At 33.2% G+C, this 22,942-nt stretch carries 23 protein-coding genes; 8 read left to right on the forward strand and 15 right to left on the reverse strand.

Annotation, left to right across the window (positions count from 1 at the left end):
• Nucleotides 1–701: ISL3 family transposase (locus tag BCR26_RS05020; RefSeq protein ID WP_139124885.1), on the forward strand; the 701-nt coding region annotated here is incomplete at its 5' end.
• Between the two features lie 99 nt (nt 702–800).
• Here the strand turns inward: BCR26_RS05020 and BCR26_RS05025 are convergent.
• The 8 genes from BCR26_RS05025 to BCR26_RS05060 form a co-directional block, all read right to left on the reverse strand.
• Nucleotides 801–1,187 (reverse strand): DUF1149 family protein, encoded by a 387-nt coding sequence (locus tag BCR26_RS05025; RefSeq protein WP_069697885.1) that lies wholly within the window; start codon nt 1,185–1,187, stop codon nt 801–803.
• Nucleotides 1,188–1,289: 102 nt separating this feature from the next.
• On the reverse strand, nt 1,290–2,633 hold the full coding sequence (locus BCR26_RS05030; RefSeq protein ID WP_069697886.1) for a PFL family protein: 1,344 nt from the start codon (nt 2,631–2,633) through the stop codon (nt 1,290–1,292).
• 40 nt (nt 2,634–2,673) lie between these two features.
• Nucleotides 2,674–2,943, reverse strand: a complete 270-nt coding sequence (locus BCR26_RS05035; protein ID WP_069697887.1) for an ACT domain-containing protein — start codon at nt 2,941–2,943, stop codon at nt 2,674–2,676.
• Between the two features lie 243 nt (nt 2,944–3,186).
• Nucleotides 3,187–3,618 (reverse strand): hypothetical protein, encoded by a 432-nt coding sequence (locus BCR26_RS05040; RefSeq protein ID WP_069697888.1) that lies wholly within the window; start codon nt 3,616–3,618, stop codon nt 3,187–3,189.
• 100 nt (nt 3,619–3,718) lie between these two features.
• Nucleotides 3,719–4,111 carry a GyrI-like domain-containing protein gene (locus tag BCR26_RS05045; protein ID WP_069697889.1) on the reverse strand — a complete coding sequence of 131 codons (393 nt, stop codon included), beginning with the start codon at nt 4,109–4,111 and terminating at the stop codon, nt 3,719–3,721.
• Nucleotides 4,112–4,185: 74 nt separating this feature from the next.
• Nucleotides 4,186–5,079 (reverse strand): helix-turn-helix transcriptional regulator, encoded by an 894-nt coding sequence (locus BCR26_RS05050; protein WP_069697890.1) that lies wholly within the window; start codon nt 5,077–5,079, stop codon nt 4,186–4,188.
• Between the two features lie 25 nt (nt 5,080–5,104).
• Entirely contained in the window at nt 5,105–5,506 is a 402-nt protein-coding gene (locus tag BCR26_RS05055) for a DUF3224 domain-containing protein (RefSeq protein ID WP_069697891.1), read from the reverse strand.
• Between the two features lie 131 nt (nt 5,507–5,637).
• The gene (locus BCR26_RS05060) at nt 5,638–6,156 is read right to left on the reverse strand and encodes a hypothetical protein (protein ID WP_069697892.1); all 519 of its coding nucleotides are present in this window, start codon (nt 6,154–6,156) and stop codon (nt 5,638–5,640) included.
• A gap of 169 nt (nt 6,157–6,325) precedes the next feature.
• On the opposite strand from BCR26_RS05060, the gene BCR26_RS05065 reads away from it, so the two are divergent.
• Complete coding sequence (locus BCR26_RS05065) at nt 6,326–6,976, forward strand: Crp/Fnr family transcriptional regulator (protein WP_069697893.1); 651 nt, start codon at nt 6,326–6,328, stop codon at nt 6,974–6,976.
• An 81-nt stretch (nt 6,977–7,057) separates the two neighbouring features.
• Here BCR26_RS05065 and BCR26_RS05070 read toward each other — a convergent pair whose 3' ends face one another.
• Nucleotides 7,058–7,840: an ankyrin repeat domain-containing protein gene (locus BCR26_RS05070; protein WP_069697894.1), complete on the reverse strand. Its 783-nt coding sequence runs from the start codon at nt 7,838–7,840 to the stop codon at nt 7,058–7,060.
• Between the two features lie 137 nt (nt 7,841–7,977).
• On the opposite strand from BCR26_RS05070, the gene BCR26_RS05075 reads away from it, so the two are divergent.
• The 3 genes from BCR26_RS05075 (at nt 7,978) to BCR26_RS05085 (ending at nt 9,592) form a co-directional block, all read left to right on the forward strand.
• On the forward strand, nt 7,978–8,310 hold the full coding sequence (locus BCR26_RS05075; protein WP_069697895.1) for an ArsR/SmtB family transcription factor: 333 nt from the start codon (nt 7,978–7,980) through the stop codon (nt 8,308–8,310).
• A 100-nt stretch (nt 8,311–8,410) separates the two neighbouring features.
• Nucleotides 8,411–8,962 (forward strand): hypothetical protein, encoded by a 552-nt coding sequence (locus BCR26_RS05080; protein WP_069697896.1) that lies wholly within the window; start codon nt 8,411–8,413, stop codon nt 8,960–8,962.
• 48 nt (nt 8,963–9,010) lie between these two features.
• A complete protein-coding gene (locus BCR26_RS05085; protein ID WP_069697897.1) occupies nt 9,011–9,592 on the forward strand; it encodes an NAD(P)H-dependent oxidoreductase in 582 nt (193 codons plus the stop codon).
• A gap of 131 nt (nt 9,593–9,723) precedes the next feature.
• On the opposite strand, the gene BCR26_RS05090 is transcribed toward BCR26_RS05085, so the two are convergent.
• Nucleotides 9,724–10,800: an endonuclease/exonuclease/phosphatase family protein gene (locus tag BCR26_RS05090; protein ID WP_069698092.1), complete on the reverse strand. Its 1,077-nt coding sequence runs from the start codon at nt 10,798–10,800 to the stop codon at nt 9,724–9,726.
• Nucleotides 10,801–11,345: 545 nt separating this feature from the next.
• Complete coding sequence (locus BCR26_RS05095) at nt 11,346–12,794, reverse strand: glycoside hydrolase family 1 protein (protein WP_084387027.1); 1,449 nt, start codon at nt 12,792–12,794, stop codon at nt 11,346–11,348.
• 191 nt (nt 12,795–12,985) lie between these two features.
• Here BCR26_RS05095 and BCR26_RS05100 point away from each other — a divergent pair, with 191 nt between their 5' ends.
• Nucleotides 12,986–13,804 (forward strand): MurR/RpiR family transcriptional regulator, encoded by an 819-nt coding sequence (locus tag BCR26_RS05100; RefSeq protein WP_069697899.1) that lies wholly within the window; start codon nt 12,986–12,988, stop codon nt 13,802–13,804.
• Between the two features lie 276 nt (nt 13,805–14,080).
• Here the strand turns inward: BCR26_RS05100 and BCR26_RS05105 are convergent, their stop codons facing one another.
• Nucleotides 14,081–14,932 (reverse strand): MurR/RpiR family transcriptional regulator, encoded by an 852-nt coding sequence (locus BCR26_RS05105; RefSeq protein ID WP_069697900.1) that lies wholly within the window; start codon nt 14,930–14,932, stop codon nt 14,081–14,083.
• A gap of 231 nt (nt 14,933–15,163) precedes the next feature.
• Between BCR26_RS05105 and BCR26_RS05110 the strand changes: the two genes are divergently transcribed.
• Nucleotides 15,164–16,183 carry a Gfo/Idh/MocA family oxidoreductase gene (locus BCR26_RS05110; RefSeq protein ID WP_069697901.1) on the forward strand — a complete coding sequence of 340 codons (1,020 nt, stop codon included), beginning with the start codon at nt 15,164–15,166 and terminating at the stop codon, nt 16,181–16,183.
• Between the two features lie 139 nt (nt 16,184–16,322).
• Here the strand turns inward: BCR26_RS05110 and rlmD are convergent, their stop codons facing one another.
• A complete protein-coding gene (rlmD, locus tag BCR26_RS05115; RefSeq protein WP_069697902.1) occupies nt 16,323–17,690 on the reverse strand; it encodes a 23S rRNA (uracil(1939)-C(5))-methyltransferase RlmD in 1,368 nt (455 codons plus the stop codon).
• A gap of 257 nt (nt 17,691–17,947) precedes the next feature.
• On the opposite strand from rlmD, the gene BCR26_RS05120 reads away from it, so the two are divergent.
• Nucleotides 17,948–18,460, forward strand: coding sequence for a LysM peptidoglycan-binding domain-containing protein (locus tag BCR26_RS05120; protein ID WP_069697903.1), 513 nt, complete (start codon nt 17,948–17,950; stop codon nt 18,458–18,460).
• A gap of 152 nt (nt 18,461–18,612) precedes the next feature.
• Here BCR26_RS05120 and BCR26_RS05125 read toward each other — a convergent pair whose 3' ends face one another.
• Nucleotides 18,613–21,720: a type I restriction endonuclease subunit R gene (locus BCR26_RS05125; protein WP_069697904.1), complete on the reverse strand. Its 3,108-nt coding sequence runs from the start codon at nt 21,718–21,720 to the stop codon at nt 18,613–18,615.
• Between the two features lie 37 nt (nt 21,721–21,757).
• Nucleotides 21,758–22,942, reverse strand: coding sequence for an AAA family ATPase (locus BCR26_RS05130; protein ID WP_084387028.1), 1,185 nt, complete (start codon nt 22,940–22,942; stop codon nt 21,758–21,760).

A 22,942-nucleotide genomic window follows, 5' to 3' on the forward strand; every position in this document is an offset into this window, starting at 1 on the left:
ACTTTTATTCCTATGCTTATAAAACAAGAGCCGCCGTTCAATATATTGTCATTGACATGTACAAGCCTTACGTCACTCTTGTAAAAAAGCTTTTTCCCAATGCAAAATTGATCATTGATCGTTTCCATATTGTTCAACATATTGGACGTACCTTTCTGACGCACCGAATTCAACAGATGAATCAGCTGAATCGAAAAAATTATCAAGAAGAACAACAATACAAGCATTTAAAGAAGTATTGGAAATTACTTCAGAAAAATGCTTGGCATTTAGAGCATAAAAAACAGGTTTTGCATCCTAGTTTTCGGGCGCATTTGACTGAATCAGAAGTCGTTGACCGCTTGCTTTCCTATAGCCCGGAACTCAAGCAAGGATATGGTGTCTACCAAGATTTTCTAGCAGCGGTTCGAACGAAAGATTCTCACTGGTTTCAAGAGCTTTTAAAACAAAACTATTCTCATCTACCAGAGAAGTACACGACAACCATTAAGACGTTTAAACAGTATCAAGAAGGTATTTTAAACGCACTTGAACAGCCATATTCTAACGGTTCCTTAGAGTGTTTGAACAACCACATAAAAGTATTGAAACGAAATGCGTACGGCTTTAGAAGCTTCTATAACTTTAAACTGAGAATTCTATTAACCCTAGGAACAACTCTTTTTAATCCACAGAAAAAGAAAAAGCCTGTAGAGAAATAATTTTCCCCTACAAACTTTTTCTAGCTTCACATTATTCTATTGGTTATTCTTCACCAACACTAGTTGACAATGAGCCAAAACTATCACAAACTTTTTTTCTTATTCAGCTTCAGAAGACTGAAAATTCAATTGAATACCAGGCTGATCTAATGCAATTTCAGTAATTTCATAAGCCATACGTTGCACGATATTAAACAACGGTCCAACTAATTCGTCTACTTCTTCTTGAACAATATCTTCTTGCTTTTCAATTTTACGATTGATAATATGGTTAATTTGGCTAACTACACCAGATAGTACATATGTATCAAAGACTAAACGAAATTCTAAACGAGCAGCAATCACTGTATTTTCTTTAGGATAGTTCTCATCATCTGGTTCTATTGGTGAAAAACCTACTCGTAAGTCTGTTTCTAATTCTTCATTTTCTTTTCTTAAGTCATAATGAAAGGCTTCTACAACCTCTTGCTGACGTTTAATTTCCACTTGATTAACACTCCTTTATTCTACTCTTTGTATATTCTATATTTTTTTGTCAAAGAGGTTTCCTATTGATTATAACATATTTTTTTTCAAGCAGAAAACTATTTAATTTTTAAAGGAATGGATAGGAGCTGGAATTCTTCCCCCACGTAAGATAAAATCAGTTGACCCATATTTGTTGACTTGCATCACGGGAGCTCGCCCTAAAAGCCCACCAAATTCCACCATATCACCAACTTTTGTCCCTTTAGCAGGAATAATTCGAACAGCGGTGGTTTTATGATTGATTACGCCAATAGCTGCTTCGTCTGCAATCATTGCTGCAATTGTTTCAGCCTTTGTTTCTCCTGGGATCGCAATCATATCTAAGCCAACTGAACAAATAGCAGTCATGGCTTCTAGTTTTTCTAAATTTAAGGCACCATTGTTAACAGCATCAATCATACCAGCATCTTCTGAAACAGGAATAAACGCTCCTGAAAGTCCTCCAACATGATTACAAGCCATTACGCCCCCTTTTTTTACAGCATCATTCAATAGCGCTAATGCTGCTGTTGTTCCATGTGTACCAACACTTTCTATGCCCATTTCTTCCAAAATATACGCTACACTATCACCAACAGCTGGTGTAGGAGCAAGAGAAAGATCTACGATACCGAAAGGAACATTTAATCGTTCAGAGGCAATTCTTCCAACAAGTTGACCCATTCGTGTGATTTTAAACGCCGTTTTCTTCACTACCTCGGCTACTACATCAAAAGGCTCTCCTTTGACTTTTTCAAGTGCTCTTTTGACTACTCCTGGACCACTAACCCCTACATTAATTACACAGTCAGCCTCGCCAACTCCATGAAAGGCGCCGGCCATAAAGGGATTATCTTCCACTGCATTGGCAAAAACAACCAATTTAGCACAGCCCATATCTGATTTATCAGCGGTTTCTTTAATTACGTACCCCATATGTCTAACCGCATCCATATTAATTCCAGCACGAGTGGAACCAATGTTTACAGAAGCACACACAAAATTTGTTTCTGCTAAGGCTTGTGGAATGGAATTAATTAAAATATCGTCTCCATATTGGTAACCTTTTTCTACTAGTGCACTAAAACCACCAATAAAGTTTACTCCGACTGATTGAGCTGCCCGGTCTAATGTTTTAGCATACTTGACGTAGTCTTTATCTTTACATGCTGCAGCTACAATACTAATGGGTGTGACAGATATTCGTTTATTAATGATTGGAATCCCATATTCTGATTCGATTTCTTCTCCGACTTTTACAAGATTTTTGGCCATACGTGTGATTTTATCGTAAATTTTTTGACAGGCCTTTTCGCTATCACTATCGATACAATCCAAAAGCGAAATTCCCATCGTAATTGTACGAATATCTAAATTTTCTTCTTCAATCATACGTATTGTTTCTAATATCTGATTAGTTTCCAAAGATACTCACCTCTATTTTTAAGTAGTTAATCGCTATTCTTTATAATTTATGCATGGTATTAAAAATTTCTTCATTTTGAATACTAATCTTAACCCCTAATTTCTCTCCCAAAAGATTTAAGTCTTCACGAATTTGCTCAATATTATGATTTTCTTTCGGAATTTCCAACATCATCATCATCGTGAAATATTCATCCATAATTGTTTGAGATACATCAATAATATTAATTTTTAATTCAGATAATTTCTGGCTAACCCCTGCAATAATTCCTACTTTATCTTTCCCAATTACTGTTAAAACAGCTCTCATAAACGTGCCCCTCCTAAATTGTTTGCCCTATTATATCATAGTTCTGTTTATTTTTTATAAGAAAGTCAGAACAAATAATCATTAAAAAAGATGATTGTTCGGGTTTCTATTTACTCCCAATCAATCATCTTATGTTCTTTTGGTATCATTTAAAAATTGAAACTACCAATCACTTTTTACTTTTTGATCTTGTTTTATTTTGACCATAGCTTGCTTCTACTCTTTATCTTATAGAAGCATAGTTTAAACCTTTTTCGAAAACTGTTGATGACATTTAGAACAAGTTACTTTTATTTGACCTTTACCTTTTGGTGCTCGTAAAGATTGTTTGCAACTTGGACAAGTAAAATACTTATAGATTTTCCGTTGTTGAAACCTTAGTTTGATCTTTTTTATTTTCCCGAAAATACGATTATGAATCTTCAAATATTTAGTATTCTCATTTGCACGAACATAGATTCTTTTTGAAAGAAAACGATAATAAATAAACACAATTAGCGCAAGTCCAATCCATCTTAAAACAGAAGTTGGCAAAAATGAATTTGCAATAATCAAAACGATACTACCAATTAGCATTGTTTTATTTAATTGATCCATTCGTGCATATCTTCCTTTTAGAAAGTGTTGTAGTTTTGCATTCCATCTCATTAATCGTTCCATCCATACTTGGCCCATAAGACTCACCCTTCTATATCAATTACATACTGCATAGTATAACATATTCAGATTTAAAAGGATGAATCTTTAGTTATTCTGATATTCATTTTATAAATTCTTATTGAATACCAATATAGAGGGTCACAGTTCCATCTAAATCATATTTTTCAAAATCGTATTGATAGGTACGTTCAATTTTACTTTCTTCTTCTAAACTCCAAACTTTTTGCCAAGCTTCTATCACTCCTATTTCAGAGGTCGTATCAACAGGGAATAATTCATATTTTTGACTTGGTATGTCCAAAAGTCTTTTGACTGTTTTTTGCTCAGAAGCAATCGTTAATGTGTAGTCGCCATGATAATCATTTTCATAATCATGGTAGATCCCATATATAACAGTATCATCATTTTGGACTTGTGACATCACCTGTGACCATAATTGGCCAATTTTTTCACCCACGTCTTTTGAAAAATTATTTGTTCTTACTGAATCAATCTCATAAAGCTTCATGTTATCATCCTCTTTTCATTTATTTTGTAACTAACTGAATCGTAACAAAAAAAGGTGACAACAGTTTGTCAAGTTTAAAAATAAAGTTGATTTAATTTGGTTAATTCTTTCTTTATCTCTTCTCGGATTTCTTTGGGATGCAAAACTTCTATTGTTGAACCAAAGGACAACAAATAATGAATTAGCCAATCTCCTTCTGGCTGTAAAGTTTTAACTTTAATCATCCCATCTCCAATTAATTCAGTTTCTTCTATTCCACGCAACTCTTCTCTTAAACGCTGGTATAAAGAGTCCTTTACAATAAATTCCACATAGATGTAAGCATAGTTTGGTTGGTATTCTTTCACCAGTAAAGTCTCGTCTAACATTCGTTCAGATATAACCACTTCTGTGATACGTTTTAATTTAAATAATCGGGTACTCTTTTTTAAGCAGCAATAGCCAACTAAATACCAAGCATTTTTTTTGAAGAATAATTTATTAGGCATCACTTCACGAATTGTTTGTTCATTTTTGCTATTTGTATAAGAAAATCGGACACACTTTGATGCTATTTTTGCTTTTGTAATCACTTTAATTGCTATTGATTCTTCCTCTCTACCCCAACTTGAAAAATCAATTGCCATTAAGGGCTCTGGGCTTTTATTAAATAGAGACGACATTTTATTTACTAAAGGAGAGGCTTCTTTAAGATTGGTAGCAGCTAAATTTTGCAGGGCTATGAGGATTTGGTCTTGTTCTTCTCCACTAACAAAGGTTGATGGTACGTGATGGTTGTCTAATAGCCGCAGTCCCCCTCCTCTGCCATTTTGAGAATAGACCGGGAAACCTAATCCAGATAAAGTATCAATATCTCTATAAATTGTTCTTGTGGAAACTTCTAACTTCTCTGCCAATTCTGTTGCCTTCGCCTGTTTGTTGAGAGATAAAAAATAAACAATATAAAATAATCTTGATAAGCTATTCATCACTAATCCCCACAATCATTTCAATTCAGTCTATTCCTTTAAAATCCAAAATTAATTTACTCATTTGACCAATAAACTGATAATGATAAGAACCTTTTAGCTCCGATAGGTTCCCTGTACTTTTAATAATCATACCTGGAGAATCAAGATGACCTTTATCAAAAATTCCTTTTTCAGCAGCAGTAAAGGTTCCTGTTTTTCCTTTATAAGTGCCTTCAAAATAAAGAAATCCAGCTGTTCTTGCTGTAGCTAAATGTCCGTCCTCCATATTACTTTCTAAATAATACAACAAATATTCTACCGTTGCTTTGCCTTGAAGCTCTCCTTCAATTTGATATTCAGCATGAACGCTGTTAATTGGAAATCCGGTCATATGCTGAGAGATTGGTTGTTCTTCCCATTTTGTCACACTAAAATCTACTTTCATAAACGTCCCCTCCTTCATATTCACATTATACAGAACGTAAGTTCTTATTTCAATAGCCAGATACTCTAAATAAAAAAATAACTCAAGACATACAGCCATGGCTATTTATCTTAAGCTATTTTCATTTTTTGCTATTTATCCGCAATAAACGCTAGAATACCTTCGCTAAAAATTGAAATATTTTCTTTTTTTGATGCACCCGTAGTCGCTTCAATGTTATCTGGTTGTTTTGACCACACTCTTGAGTCTGCTGTTAAAAAAATGCCGATATTTACCTTTTCCTCATATTTATTGATATAATCTAAAGCTTCTTTTGGAGGGTCACTTGATTGGACTGTGGATAAAATTATAACCTTATCCCAACCAGATGGATTATTCTTATTAATTTTTTCAATAGGTTCAATTTTAAGGTAGATATTTTCATCTTTTATCTGCTCTTTTACTTCTTCTAAAACGCTATTTTTGAAAGCTCTATCTTGTGTATAAACAACAACTTTATTCGTCTTGCTTCTATTCTTGATTGAGGCATTTATTTCCTCACTTGTTGCTTTCCCTTGAATTCTTTGAAGCCGATAAACGCCTAAAAAGCCACCTGCTCCAATGATAATGACTGCTAAGGAAATCAAAAAAATCTTAAGTTTTTTATTCATTTAAATCCCTACTTTCTTTTTTAATAGGAATTCATTGTAATTGAATTTGTCCGGCGTATTTATATCACTGAGATAAACACGGGATTGTTTTGCAATTTTTCTAAATGAAATAGTCTATCTTGCTATGCTATAATTTAATTATCTTATCAATGAATCCGGAGGTAAAATTTTGGAATACTTTAAAAACAACCTTGCTTTGATTCATTTTTTAAAAAGTAATGATTTATCAAAAACGAACTGGATTGAGCAAAAATATCTCAAAGAGCAATCTATTATCAATGAATTTGAAAAGTCAGATCGAATCTATTTTATGAACAGTGGGGTTGGCGTTGTTGAAATTCTAGGTCATGAGAAGCAATATATTTCAAGCTTTATTTTTGAGAACGATTTATTTGGTTTGGATAGTTTTTCGACGTTTAAACAAAAAGCTCATTCAATCAGAATTGTTAGCGATCAGGCTGTTATTTTTAGTATAAAAAAAGAGCACTTATTAGCTGCTCTAAATCAAGAACCTACTTATTATGAAATGATCCTAACAAATTTTGCTGATATCTTGCAACGGCACTATACCTATTTTGATTTTTTGCATCTTCCTACTACTGACAGAGTTAAGCAGGCGTTAACTTATTTAAATGATCGAATCGGAGTATTATCTGAAGAAGAGATAATTGAATTACCTAAATATATTACGCAAGATGTTTTAGCAAAATTTTGTCGAACTTCCCAATCTAGAATCTCCGTCTGTCTGACTGAATTGCATGTGGCTGGCTGGTTGAAAAAAAAGACCGTTCCGATTACCTTAAACGATTGTCAGTATTAATTTTTTTGGTCGTATAAATATAGAAGTCTGGGGTAAGCTACAATATTTTTTATTTCAACTTTTTTAAAACTGCGGAATCATTTAATAGCTTTGTAGCAATTCTATCATATTTCCATAGCCAAATTGTCTAGCATAATCTACTGCACTTCTACCGGTATTATCTCGTAAGGTTTTATCTGCACCGTTCTCTAAGAGCACTTTAACAATTTCTTGATAAACTTCTGAACCATCTCTTAAAGCCACAGCTTCAATCAAAGCCGTATAGCCAGAATGATTTTGATGATTCAGGTTTACTCGACCATCTCGTAATAGTAGTTTCACATTTTCTAGATGTCCTTTTTCTGCTGCCGGAATAAGTGCTGTTCCCCCGAAACGATTAAATTTTTGTTGATCTGGAACTTGTTTATCTAGCATATAAGCTAAAATTTCAGTCCTACCCTGTGCTCCAGCAAATAAATAGGGACTATCAGAAATTGCATCTTGTTGATTAATATTTGCTCCTGCATCAATTAAAGCCTTGGCAATCTCAATCAAATTTTGATGTGTGGCAATTAGAAGTGATGTTTCATTTTTCTCATTTACTTCATCAATCGAATACGTTTCATCTTGCAAAATTCTTTTTACCAGTAACAAATCATTGTTACTAACTGCTTTTAAAAGCGTTCCATTGGAAAACCTCTCCGGTACTATTTCTTTTATACTTGATGTATCTTGATCTGTTGCCTTAGTTACTGAAGAATCCATTCGTAAACTTTCTCGTGTAGTCTCTTCTTTAATAGGTTTTGTTTTATCTGCACAACCACTAAAAAAGATCGCCAGACACACACAGCCTAGCACAAATAAATAGGTCTTTAAACTGTTCATATTGTCCTCTTTTTTAATTTTTATATAGTATAACTCACTCACTAAAAGTAAGCAAATGTATTTGCTTATCAAACTATTTTAGATTTACACTTGACAATGCATAAGTGTGCACATATAATGTTTTTAGAGGTGAAAAAATGGACAAGAAAAAAATCAACGATGAGGTTTGTTCAGACAGAATTGAAAAAGCCTTAGATTATGAATTTTATAAGGTGCTATTTGATCCTGTAAGAACTAAAATAATGGCCTACCTTGGTGCTAACGGAGCTCGTTCTATTTCAGAGATTGCCGAACACTTTCCGCAAGATAGAACCGTTATCTCTAGGCACTTGAGCTTGATGAATCGTTATGGCATTCTGGAAAAAAAGAAAAAATCACGAGAATACATTTATTACTTAAATGCAGAATTTGTGATTGAAAAGTTCGATCAAACAACTAACAGCTTAAAGGAATTAGCTCGTAATTCTTGATAATTCCTTTTTTCCCCCCATAAAGATGCATAAGTGCACACTCTTGAACTTTAAAGAAAGGAGCAAATAATAAATCTATTTTTAAGGAGACTAACCTATCTTGAATATTTCAACTAAAATAAGAGAAAAAAGTACTGGAAAAGTAGTAACAGTGACGACACTACTATTCATCAGTATGTTAATTCTATTAAATGTCATTTCTTTTCAACTAACCAAGAATACTGGTGAGCAAATATTCGATTTTTCACTTAACTATTCTCCAGAAACAGCCTATAGAATGATAGCTAATTATGGTTCAGAAGGTCGATCGCTATATAGAATTATGTTAATACTCGATTTCCTATTTCCAATCACGTATATGCTATTTGGAATAACTTTGACTGGCTATCTAGTCAATCATTATTTTCCCGAAAACAAAAAGCTGAATACTTTATTTTTTGTGACAATTATGGGTATGATTTTTGATTGGATTGAAAATATTTTCATTCTTACTATGCTAAATAATTTTCCTGAAAAAACGGATTTCTTAGCCAATTATACAAGGAGCTTTACTATTTTAAAATTTTCGCTTCTTGGAATTACTGTCTTGTCCCTACTCTTGATGACAATCGTAGGTTTATCGTCGAGATATAGAAAACAGGTTAAATACTAACTATAATTTATACAACTAATTACAAACAATCATAAAGGAGTTTAACATATGAAACAAACAACGATTATTCTAGCACATCCATGGCATGGTAGTTTTAACAAACGAATTTTGGATGAAACAATCCGGAACTTAGAAAGAAAAAAGCAAAAATATCAACTGATTGATCTAAATAAAGATCAATTTAATCCGGTTTTAAAAGAAGAAGAACTGGCTCTATTTGCAAAAGGGGAGCACTTAGATCCATTAGTTAGTAAATATCAAAAGTTGTTAAAAGAATCCGATTCGCTAATTTTTATTTTTCCTATTTGGTGGGCAGATATTCCCGCTATTTTAAAAGGGTTCCTTGATAAAGTGATGTTAAAACAGTTTGCCTATACCACTGGAAAATTTGGATTAGAAGGACGTCTAACGCATATCAAAAAAGCAACGGTAATCACTACTTCTGATTCACCAAAATGGTATCTTCGCTATTTTGCTGGCAACTCGATTAGAGGTGTTTTTATTAATTCAACATTGAAGGGAATCGGCATTAAAAATGTACGTTGGTATCATTGTAATCATATAAAAAAAGAAGGGTTACCACAGCGGAAAAAGTTTCTGGAAGTGATTAAACAAGCTTCATTTCAGTAGAAAAAAAGAGCTAAAGAGCTTAGAAGTCGTTTGTAGTAAATTTCCGAAGACACAGACTTTTGATCACTATTTATTCAGATTTAGAGGATGAAACAAAACTGATTTTTAGTTTTGTCTCATCCTCTTGCTTTTTATTTAATCAATTTAAAATCTAACTTGACGGGATTATGATCTGAGTTTTGAAACTCCATATTGATCACTTTGTTGCTTACTTGTTTTACATTGTCAGATGTAATAAAACCATCAATAACCGCCACAAATGATTTCCCTTTTTCATACGGTTTATCTAAATTACGAACAGAAGGGACTGGTTCTTTGGTTTCAGTTAAAGTAGCTACCTTCATTCCTTTTGGTAAGTCCTCTTTAGGGAAAGCTTGCAACCATGAGTAGGCTTCTTTTGTCTCATTTTCAAATGTTTCCGAAGAAGAATCTAACAAATCATGATTAAAATCCCCACCACAAATAACATAATTTCCATTGTCATACTCATTTTTCATATGATCAAATAGCTTCAACATTTGCGCTTTTTGAATTTCTTTATCTTTGATATAAGCGGAAAGATGGACATTGTAAAGCATTAAAAATTTTCCGTTTTCAACAGGCACCTTAGTCACCGTAAAAGAACGATCCAGATCAAAAAATTTATTGAAATTCGTTTCGATTGGCAAGCTATGACGAATACTATTTTCAATCATAGTATTACTTAGTGTTAAAATGCCTGATTTTGATTTACCAATCGGGTCTAAGAAAGGATACATTAGGTAAGCCGAATCATAGTTAACCGCAAAACTATTAGAATAGTCTGGAAAAGAATTCTCTATTTCATTAACTTCATTGACTTTTCGACTTCTTGTAGCTTGTTCGTCAACTTCTTGAAATAAGGCGAAATCTGGTTTTTCTTTTTGAATCGTTTTAACAGCACCTGAAATATTTTTCTCGACTGTTTCTTTATCTACTGCTTTCGACTGCTTCCCACCGTCCATAAAAAAGGTGTAGTCTGGTGTATACGAGCCATAACCAATATTGAAAGTTGTCACATTGTATTCTTTCTCTAATGACAGTTGCTTTTCTTTCGCTTTTTGATTAACTGTCAGCTCTATATTGTCGTTAATTCTTGAATAACTAAAATAAACATATCCAACATAGGATAAAATAATTGCAATTGCTAAAATAATGACGCCAAAAAAAACTTTTAGAACTTTCTTCATTTTCACTTAACCAACTCCTCTATGTGACTTACTATTTTATTAAAAGATACCGTTTTTTAGACTATTTGAAAACGATTCTTTTTATGTTTGGAGCCATTCTACCAGTTTATCTCCATTGTTTTTTTAGCTGAATCTATCGATATGATTCGCTTCACCTAACATTATCCCCCAACAACAGAGAAATATATGTGCGCACTCCTCTCTTGACTATTTATCCTTTTAAAAGTATTCCATTTTTATAAAAATATGAATCTACCTAAAGTCTAATCAAAATTAGCTAATAAAACAACCTCCTAAAAGGAATTTAACCATTTTTTTGAAAAAAAAAAGAAGATTTAAAGAAAGATTTACTCATTTATTTTATTGGTTTATTTTATAATTATTTATCCATTTTTAATCGTTATTTTTTTGAAAAAAAGGATGAAACAAAACTGATTATTAGTTTTGTTTCATCCTCTAAATCTGAATAAACGGAGGTCAAAAGTCTGGGTCTTCGGAAATTTCCCGAAAATGACTTCTGTCTCAAGCTCTTCTATTTTTGACTTTTATTTCAAATCTGCTCCGTTAGTCGCAATGACTTTTTTATACCAATAGAAGGAATCTTTTCTGGAACGTTTTAGTGTTCCTTTCCCTTCATCATCTAAATCAACATAAATAAACCCGTAACGCTTAGACATTTCACTTGTACTCGCACTAACTAAGTCAATACATCCCCAAGGAGTAAATCCTAGCAAATCAACACCTTCATCGATTGCTTGTTCCATTTGCTCAATATGACTTCTCAAATAATCAATACGATAATTATCATGAATGCTTCCATCTGCTTCAACAACATCTTTCGCTCCTAAACCATTTTCCACGATATATAATGGCACTTGATAACGATCATACAGTTTATGCAATGTCACTCTCAACCCTACCGGGTCAATTTGCCATCCCCAATCACTTGCTTCTAAATAAGGGTTTTTCTTAGAACCTAAAAGGTTACCAGCTGTTGTTTCGCCGTCTTTCTTGTGAGAAGCAATGCCACTCATATAGTAACTAAAGGACATAAAATCAACTGTTCCTTCAAGTAAAGTCTCATCATCTCCAGCTTCTTTTTGAATGACGATTTCATTATCACGGAAAAATTTATCCATATATTTTGGATAATAACCACGAATTTGTACATCTGAATAGAATAAATTGCTATGATCGCTATAAACACTTTCCATTACATCTAAGGGATGACATGTTTCTGGATAAGATTCCATTCTGGCTAACATACAGCCAATTTGAGCATCAGGAATAATTTCATGACAGGCTTTAACTGCTAAAGCACTTGCAATAAACTGATGGTGCACGGCTTGATACTGTGCTTGTTTCATATTCTTATGATTATCAGCTAAAATTCCTCCGCTTAAATAGCCAGTCAAACCAATAATATTAATTTCGTTAAAGGTCAACCAATATTTTACTTTATCTTTATAGCGATTAAAGAGGACACGAGCATATCTTTCAAAACAAGCGATCGTTTCTCTGCTTTCCCAACCATTTTGTTTAAACGCCAATCCCAGAGGAAACTCATAGTGGGAAATCGTTACTAAAGGCTCTATATCATATTTTAAACATTCATCAAACACCTTGTCATAAAAAGCTAAACCAGCTTCGTTAGGTTCAAGCTCATCACCATTAGGGAAAATTCTTGGCCAAGAGATTGACAAACGAAATGTTTTGAAGCCCATTTCTGCAAACATCGCAATATCTTCTTTGTATCTATGATAAAAATCAATCCCGTGACGCTTTGGATAGACAGCTTTCTTATCGTTCATTGCAAACTCAACATCAGCCTTTGTCGTTGGTTTTAGCAAAGCGTGTAAATTGGTTCCTGCATCTTTATTGTAACGAGCAGTGTCTGCGGTAGACCACCCTTTTCCATCCTCTAAAAAAGCTCCTTCAAACTGGTTAGCAGCCGTTGCTCCGCCCCATAAAAAATTCTCTGGAAATTTGCTCATTTTTTTCATCCTCTCAAGATCTATTTTAGTGTATAATTGTCGTAACAGTTTTATAGTAACATGAGTCATGCCCTAAATGAGTTTCTTATTCAAGGTAGTATTTTCATGATGCCCGATCATTTTCATGTTTATGAAAATGGGTTAATGTTATCAACGAGTATATAGAAAAAAATGAACAGGAGATTGGTAAGATGCTTGATATTTATGATTTACTTAATTATTTGAACGAAAATAGTAAAGAAGCTACCTATTCCAAAATAATTATCTACTTATTAACCCATTCTGATGAAGTACACTCTCTAACCATCTCAGAGATTGCAGCAAAATGTTATGTTTCTCCAGCAACTTTAACTAGGTTTTGCCATCATTTTAATATACCTTCATTTCCTTATCTAAGAGATGCTTTAGGTGCCTTTAGCACATTGCAAGGACACAGTGGTCTGCGAATGAAAGAAGCTGAATTAACGACTTTAAAAAATGATCCGAAAAGCTATTTAGCTTCCTATGGTCAAGAAATTATTGCTTCTATCAACGATACAATTGCCACTATCAATATTGATGAAATTGATGCTCTTTTAAAGGATATTCATGCTGCTGAAGAGATTTTGATTATTGGTTATAGCTCCACCTTAGAATTAGCAAAAGATATGCAAGTTTCTTTTTTGTCTAACCGAAAACTATTATTTGTAGGAGAAACTGATCTAATCCAAAGACGATTTGTTAAACAACTTAGTAAAAATTCGATGGTTTTTGTGATTTCTTCTTACGGTACACTGCTAAATAAAAGCAGTCGCTTGATTCAAGAAATTATAAGCAGTCCTGCAAAATCTGTTTTGCTGACACAACATACTCAAAATACCTTGACGAATTTATTTGATCAAGTAATTAATGTTACCACTACTAATTATGTCCGCATTGGAAATTATCCTCTTGCCTTTTTCATTGATTATCTGTCGAGAAGATACGCTAGTTTGTATAGCCAACAAATAAATGTTATGCCTAAAATGTAGTACACATACAAAAAAAGCTAGCCCTCAAAATAATGAAATAAGAGGTCTAGCTTTTGCGTTGTCTCTACAAGTCCTGCACGAAATATCTTTTGACGCAATACAAAACAATTTAGTTTTTCTCATTAAAACATCCTTCAAACTATTAGAATAATTAGCTCCAGTACAATAAAAATTCACAAGAAAAGAATATTTATTGGCTTGCATTACACTGTAAAATCAACGATGTTTTTAATTATTCACTTTAAATCTGCGTTGATTTTTTCTAGTACTCCATTTTTATTTTTCAAAGCGTGTATTCAAAAAGAGCATTTCTGAAGCCACTCGCTTATTTTGATTGACCTCGTAATTAGACATAAAAATACAAGCATAAAGAACATTTAGCATATAGTCAATTGCAATTTGAGAAGAAAAGGTAGAAAGTTTTACAGATTTACTTTCATTTTTAGCCACTGGTAATACTAAACTAGCTAACTTGGCGATGTGAGAGTCAGGATAGGCTGAAATGACAATTATTTTCGTTTGATTTTGTCTGAGAATGTTAGCAATCATATAATTATCTTTACTTTCTCCGCTATAGGATAAAACAATAGCACAGTCCTCTTTCGTAAAATTAGTAGCCAAATGACGATTTTCCCCAGGTAATGTGCCAATCTGAACATTTGTATTAATCTTCATCATTTTATTTTGAAAATTCAATGCTGGCAAAAAGGTATCTCCATAGGCAAAAATCCCAATTTTTTTAGCTCCCAAAATCATTGCAACTGCTTTTTCAACTTGTTGCTTATCAATAATGGTATATGTATTCTTCAATGAATCTGTAAATAACTCCAATACTTTTTTAGGGATTTCACCATAGGTATCTCCCTCATTAAATGGAAAATCTGGATTGATATTAGTGATTTTGTTATAGTTCATTTGCAGCTCTGCAGCCAATCGGATTTTAAAATCTTTAAAGCCTTTTAGTCCAATTTTTTGACATAGCCTAAAAATCGTCGATGTTGAAGTAAACGTCTCCTCTGAAAGCTGTTGAATCGATTGCTCCAGTACTTTCTCTTTTTTTACTAATATATAGTCTGCTAACAGTTGTTCTGAGTCATTAAAATTCTTCTTTTCTTCTAGTGCACTCATTATATTCAGTTTAAAAACCTCCAATCTATCAAATACCTATCCTTGAAAAAAAATTCCAAATAACAGAACTTTTTTGCTCTTTTTTTTGAATAAAATGTTGAATTATATAAATCAGATTTACACTTATCACTCTCCATGATTTAATTAAAGCACTAAGTTCTCCCCGCTAATACTTCCTTAGCAAAACTATCTCTTAGAAAAATTTTTATTTAACGAAATGGAGGAACAATCATGTTAACTATAGCATATATTGGTAATGGAAAAAGTACAAATCGCTATCATATCCCTTTTTCTCAAAAGATAAAAGATATCCGTATTAAGACGATTTACTCTCGAAAAGAGCAATCCCCTTGGACACCGATAGCTGGTGTCAATTATGTGCAAGATATCAATAAAATTTGGGATGATGCTGACATTGAACTGGTGGTTATTTCTACTCCACCTCAAAGTCATTATCAGCTTGCAAAAGAAGCTTTGGAAAGCGGAAAACATGTTCTTGTAGAAAAACCTTTTGTAGAAACGTCTCAACAGGCGAGAGAACTTTTTGATTTAGCCCACCGAAAAGGGTTATTCATTCAGTGCTACCAAAATCGTCGTTTTGATTCAGATTTTTTAACCGTTCAAAAGGTCATTGAAAGTAAACGATTAGGCGATATTTTAGAAGTTGAAATGCATTTTGACTATTTCCGTCCAGAAGTGCCTGAACAGACAAAAAACTTTGAAAAAATGAATAGCTTTCTATATAGTCACGCTTGCCATACTGTAGATCAAGTGCTATCCTACTTCGGAACGCCTTTAAATATACACTATGATGTTAGACAGCTATTAGGAACGAACCATATGAACGACTATTTTGACTTAGATTTCTTTTATGAGAACAACCTGAAAGTATCAGTCAAATCTAGCTTTTTCCGATTAAAGGAACGCCCAAGTTTTATCGTCTATGGAAAAAAAGGCAGCTTCTGTAAGCAAACAAAGGATCGCCAAGAAGAACATCTGAAACTCTTTTACATGCCTACGAATGAAGATTTTGGTGTAGACTTACCTGAGCATTATGGTACTTTAACGTATATAGATGATAATGGAACCTATCACGAAGAAAAAGTTATTTCTGAAATAGGTGACTATAGCCGTATTTACCAAGGTGTCTATAATACTCTAAAAAAAGGCCAGCCAAAAATTGTAAAAGACCAAGAAACAATTGAACAAATTGAGATTTTAGAAGCAGGAATCAAACAAATGAACGATTAGACCGTTCAGTCTGTGATAAGGGTCAAAATGATATTTAATAAATAGATAGAAAGACAACTGGAACAAAAAGGTAACCCTTTTGTCTCAGCTGTCTTTCATTTATTATCCTAAATCTACTTGATAAAAAGGATTAATCCTCTTACTTCTTGATTAACAAAGCAACACTTTCAATATGTGTGGTTTGTGGGAAATTATCAATCGGTTGGACTTCTTTGACTTCATAGCCACCTTCTGCCAATAGCTCTAAATCACGAGCTAAAGTAGCTGGATTACAACTTACATAGACAATTCTTTGTGGTTTTGTTTCAATTAGCGTTTCTACCAAACTAACTTCTAGACCTTTTCTTGGTGGGTCAACAATCACAACGTCTGGTGTAATTTCTTGTTCTAGCAATCTTGGTAACGCATCTTCTACTAAGCCAGCAGTGAATGTCGCATTTTCGATGCTATTTAGCTTCGCATTGCTTTCGGCATTTTTCACCGCTTCTTCAATCACTTCGATACCGTAAACATGTTTAGCTTCTTTTGCTAAGGTTAAACCAATCGTTCCGATTCCACAATAAGCATCAACAACAATTTCATTGCCAGTTAAAGCTGCATATTCTTTGACTTTATTGTACATCACTTCTGTTTGAATTGGATTTACTTGATAGAAAGAACGAGAAGAAATCTCAAATTTTAAGTCAAAAATAGTATCTATAATTTGATCTTCTCCATGTAAAACAATGGTTTCATCACCAAAGATGACATTTGTTTTCTTAGAATTGACATTTTGAACAATACTCACAACTTCTGGTAAGGTTTCTAAAATATCAGGAATAATTTTGCTTGTTGGAAATAATTTAGGTGTTCTTGTAATTAACACAATCATCATTTGTCCAGTATGGTATCCACGGCGAACAACTATATGTCTTAAGTTCCCAGTATTGTCTGATTCATTATAAGGTTTTACGCTATATTTTCTCATAATATCACGAATTTTGATAATCGCATCATCAATTTTTGGGTCTTGAATGTAAAAGTGTTCTAAAGGAATTAATTGATGGCTATTTTTTCTGAAGAAACCAGTTTCTAATTTACCTTCAATTTTTCTTACAGGAATTTGTGCCTTATTTCGATAGCCCCAAGGATTACTCATCCCAATAGTATCTAAAACGGGAACTTCAGGTAGTTTTGCAATCCGCTGCATGACATTTTTTACTTGGTTAGTTTTAAAACTCAATTGTGCACTATAAGCTAAATGCTGAAGTGGACTAATACCGACTTTAGTAAAGTTAGCATCTTTTACTGGTACACGATCTTCACTTGATTTTAAAATAGTTAAGACTTTCCCATAGCCAAAACTTTTTCCTGTTTTTAAAACTTTAATTTCTATCTTTTCACCTGGCAGTGCATCTTCAATAAATAATGGATAGCCGTCAACCTTAGCAACCCCCATTCCTTCATGAGTTAGGTCAATGATTTCAACTTCGATGGTTTCATTTTTTTGTACTGGAAAATTATTCATAAGTAGCTCCTTCTTTTATACGCTTTCCCCATTCTAATGAAAAAATGGCAGAAAAGCAATAGAGATCTTCTATTTACAAAGGAATACAGAAAGATTTTCTAGAAGAACGTTTCAACAAGACTTTCAAAAGACTAAAAAGGAAGTTCCGATTATTATTTTAATAAAGAAGTAACAAACAAATACATATTTTTTATTCCATGATTTTCTGATTATGATATACTAGACTTATATCTATCACGAAAGGAGTTGAATATATTATGGAAAGAGACTATTCTAGAAAGAAAAAATCAAACACAAAATCTTCCCCTTCTGGTTCTGCAATTGTTATTCTCTTACTTTTACTTAACACCGTTGCACTTGGAACATTAGTCGTTTTTGCTTTTTATTCATTTGACCAAGCATCAAATCAAGATCAACGTTTAAAAACAATGGAAAACAAAATTGCTTTGTTGGATAATTCTTTAAAAAAGACCTCTAATGTAGCTCTTGGTAATTCAGAAAAAAACAATTTACCTATGACAAACGGATCAAATACAACTAATTCTAGTACAAACGAAACAAATCAAGTATCTGTAGATGAGCAAAACACGCAAGAATCAAACAAAAGTGAAGGGAATTCACCTACTTCAAACAAAACTTATATTGTTCAATCTGGAGATACGCTTTCTAGTATTGCTGAAAAACATTCATTGTCTGTTGATGAATTAATGAGTAAAAATAATCTTACAGACTCAACAGTCTGGATCGGTCAATTGTTGACAACTCGTTAGCATTTACTGAATAATTATCACATAATAAAAATGATTAATGTGTGAAGTTAAAGAAAAGATAGATAGTACAAAATAGCTTCTGAACGACTTTTTATTTGAATTTTAAAGAGATGAAATCAAACTTTGAAAGTTTGATCACATCTCCTTTTGCTTTATAATAGCCCACCGACACCTTTAAATTTCTCAACAAAAACTGAAAGCTTTTGAAAGACCCTCTGTTTTTTGATTAAATATTTAGGATTTAAGGGACTCATTTTAGGAAGAATTTCATTAATTTCTGTCCCATTTTCACTAACATATTCTTTTTTCAATGAGGCAAGGATGTATCTCTTTGCCTCATTTTTATTAAGTTCTTCTTCTTCAATTAATTCATCAGCTTCTCTTTTTTGTGCCTTTTGCGCAAATGAAAAGAAGGAGTCAATAATACTAGCTTTATCTTGAAACTCGTCTAAATCCGTCTGATTAATAAAATCTACCACCAAACTCTCTTTCGCTCTATTTCCGATGCTTGCGCGAATAATCCGACGTATTTCCTCCACTAGAATTTCTTTATCTTTTACTTTTTTATTTTTTTCAAAAATTAGTTCAAGGATATAATCTAAATTTATTTCTTGCGATTTTAATAAATCCACTTCAAAGACAACATCATCCCAATCAATTGACGCCTTGTCCTTTTCTTCCCCTAGTTGTTCTCGACGAATCCAATCGCGAATATCGTTATATGTAGAACGATAATCTTGAACCATCCTTTCATCAAGGATTTTGATTCCTTCCATAGCATCTATATCTTCATCACTCACATAATGAGTTTCTTTAAATGTTTCCAAAGCTTCTGGATCATGTCTATCAACTAATTGTAGTGCTTTCAAGTTAGTAAATTCATCATAATTTTGTAATACATGTTCAACTTTCAAATACTCACCAAATAGTTTAACAAATGCTTTTTTATCTTTTTCTGTAACGATATTATCAACATTAGGGAATCGTAAATTCAACTCATCGACTACTTCCACATACCCACGTCGTGCCTCACCTGTAGAAACATCAGTGAAGCCTTCCAGATATTCTCTATAGCTTTTTTCAAGCACAACATTTTTCGTGTTTTTATCTCCAAAAAGAGTAATTGCATCAATTGTTGCTTGTTCTAGATTTCTGAAAGTAACAATATTACCGAATGTTTTTGTAGCATCATAAATGCGATTCGTTCTAGAAAATGCTTGCATTAATCCATGGTAGCGAAGGTTTTTATCAACAAATAGAGTGTTCAAAGTCGGCGCATCAAACCCTGTTAAAAACATTCCGACAACAATCAAAAGATCAACTTCCTGCTTTTTAACTCTTTTCGCAAGATCTCTATAATAATTTTGGAACCCCTTACTATCCACACCAAAATTAGTTGAAAACAGCCTATTATAATCTTTAATAGCTAAAGTCAAAAACTCCTTAGCACTACTCTCCATTGCTGTTGGTTCAAACGTTTCATCTGGAATTTCACCAATAGCCTGTTGCTCTTCATTTGCTGTAAAAGAAAAGATGGTGGCAATCTTTATAGGTTTATCACTATTCTTTTGCAACTCTTTTAATGATTCATAGTATAACTTTGCTGCATCAACACTGCTTACAGCAAACATAGCATTAAAACCATTTGTACCAATTCCAGAACGATGCGTTTTCACTCTAAAATTAGTTAGAATGTACTTAGAGACTTCCTTAATTCTTTCAGGGTGTAACAACGCTTCCTTCGTCTCAGCCGCTGACAATTTTTTTTCGTCTTGTTCCATCTCTAGAGTTTTAAATCTCGGGCGAACGTCATTATAATCCACTTTAAACTTAAGAACTTTCTCATCCCTAATTGCATCCGTAATCACGTATGAATGTAGTTCGCGTCCAAATACTGAAGCAGTCGTTTCAGCTCCCAGTGCATTTTCAGGAAAGATAGGTGTCCCTGTAAAGCCAAATTGATAGTACTTCTTGAACTTCTGATTAATATTTTTTTGTGCTTCACCAAACTGCGAACGATGTGCCTCATCAAAAATGAAAACGACCTGTTTGTCATAAATTGGTAAATCTGCTTCATCTTTTATAAGATTATTTAATTTTTGAATCGTAGTAACAATAATTTTATTGTCATCATTTTCAATATTGCGTTTCAGCCCAGCTGTATTTTCTGAACCATTTACACTATCCGGTGAAAAACGCTGGTATTCCTTCATTGTTTGATAATCCAAATCTTTTCGATCAACTACAAAAAATACTTTATTGATAAAATCAAGTTCCGTCGCCAATCGAGCCGCTTTAAAACTTGTCAGGGTTTTACCTGAACCCGTTGTATGCCAAATGTATCCCCCACTTTCGGGCGTTTTCCAATTCTTTACTTCATAAGAGCTTTTAATTTTCCACAAAATTCTCTCTGTCGCAGCTATTTGGTAAGGACGCATAATTAATAAAGTATTACTTGAATCGAAGACTGAATAGTGCAATAACACACTCAAAAGCGTATTTTTTTGAAAAAAAGTTGCAGTAAAATCCTTTAAATCTTTAATTAACGTATTGTCTGCTTTTGCCCAATTCATCGTAAAATCAAAACTATTCTTATCTCGCTTTGTCGTATTTGCAAAATAACGCGTATCAGTACCATTTGAAATAACAAATAATTGCAAATATTTGTAGAGGGAATGTTGACTGTTGAAGCTCTCTTTACTATATCGGTTGACCTGATTAAAGGCTTCTCGAATTGCAACACCGCGTTTCTTTAATTCCACCTGAACCAATGGTAATCCATTCACTAAAATAGTAACATCATACCTATTTGCTTGAGCTCCTGTTTGCTGAAACTGTGAAATTACTTGAACTTTATTTTTAGCTATCTTTACTTTGTCCACTAGATAAATATTTTGAATATGCCCATCATCAAAGACAAAATCATACACATAGTTATTATGAATTTTGCGTGTTTTATCTAAAGAACTATCACTGGGCTTGTCAAGGTATTCCTCACAAAATCTGATCCATTCCGCCTCATTAAATAGAGTGTCATTAAGTATCTGAAGTTGCTCCCGTATATTGCTGAGCATTGCTTCTGGTGTCGTTAATTGAGGCAAATACTCATAGCCTTGATTCATTAAGTCTTGTATGAACTCCTTCTCAAGAGAAGACTCTGTTTGATAAATAGCAGATGCTTCATGTAGAACGGAGTATTTTGTGTATTTATCTAAGACTATAAAATTATTTGATTCTGCAATAGGTTTATACTCTGTCATCGGCTTCCCTCCTCATCGCATGCTCTTTCTTAGGCTCTTACTTAAATTTGTAATTGTCATTTAGCTGCTCCAATAGATATTGTAATACACGTTCATCTGCAGGTGATAATTCAATCAATTCGTCTCCCGAATGTTTAGAATGACTAGCTATGTTAATAATTCTACTTTCATATGGATTAGCTCGACCATCTTCTTGTTGAGGTAGAAGCTCACCCCAATTTTGATAGCCTAAGAACGTTGAAGTTTTTTCTAAAATATTTCTAAGAAAATTAAAATGATACTTTTTTAATTGTTGTGTTTCAATCGCTTTTTCAATTTCAGACTTTAAGAACAGATGATAAGAAAAAGGAGAATCATTTCCCTGAGGAGTCAACTCATACTCGTTATGTTCATCTTTTTTTAGAATGTATTTTTTATAGGTCCCTTTTTTAAGCTCGTTATGGAGCACATTATAGAAAAGAGGGTTATGGGTTGTAATAATAAACTTTAGATTAGACCGACTAGATTTTACTAATTGTGCTAAATTCACCGCTAGTTCAATCAAGTGATTTTCGTCCAATGAGCTGACAGGATCATCGATAAATACATATTCTAATTCATTAAACTGATTTGTTTCTCGATCCATCTCATCTGGGACGTTCAATACACTGACTACCTCTTCAAGCAAAGAATAAAAAACACTCCAAACAAAACAGCTTTCTTCCCCCTTAGAAATTTTAATATTACTGGAACGCTCATCATTTCCACGTTCGTAAGAGAATGTTATTTCTGTAAACGCGGGAACTATCGTATCGCTTCCATCCTCTTTCGTAATAGTATAGTTTGCATTAAAATGCGGGGCTAATTTTTCATTTGTATAATGTTGAAACGTCCTAATGACATTGCCATCTTGACCTTGTTCTTCAAAAATCCATTTTGTGAAGTCATTAGGATGTATTTTTAATTTTGGTTCTGCGCTATTTAATAGGTCATTATCCCAGTAAAACAAATCTTCTGTAAAAGCATTATAATAAAGAATTTTCCTACTGCTTGCAAGTTCCATGTCTTGATTGTTTGAATCATCTATCAACGTCTTAAACACTCTTGAAAGCCTAGTCTTTCCTGTGCCGTTAAAAGCATAAATCAATTGTACCTTTACTTCGTTTTCATTTGATGCTTGCGCCCTTGATCTATGTCTTGCATCTTTTAATTCTTGTGCAATTTGATTTAAATTTTTTCCCAT

Source organism: Enterococcus rivorum (genome assembly GCF_001742285.1).
Lineage (GTDB): Bacteria > Bacillota > Bacilli > Lactobacillales > Enterococcaceae > Enterococcus_L > Enterococcus_L rivorum.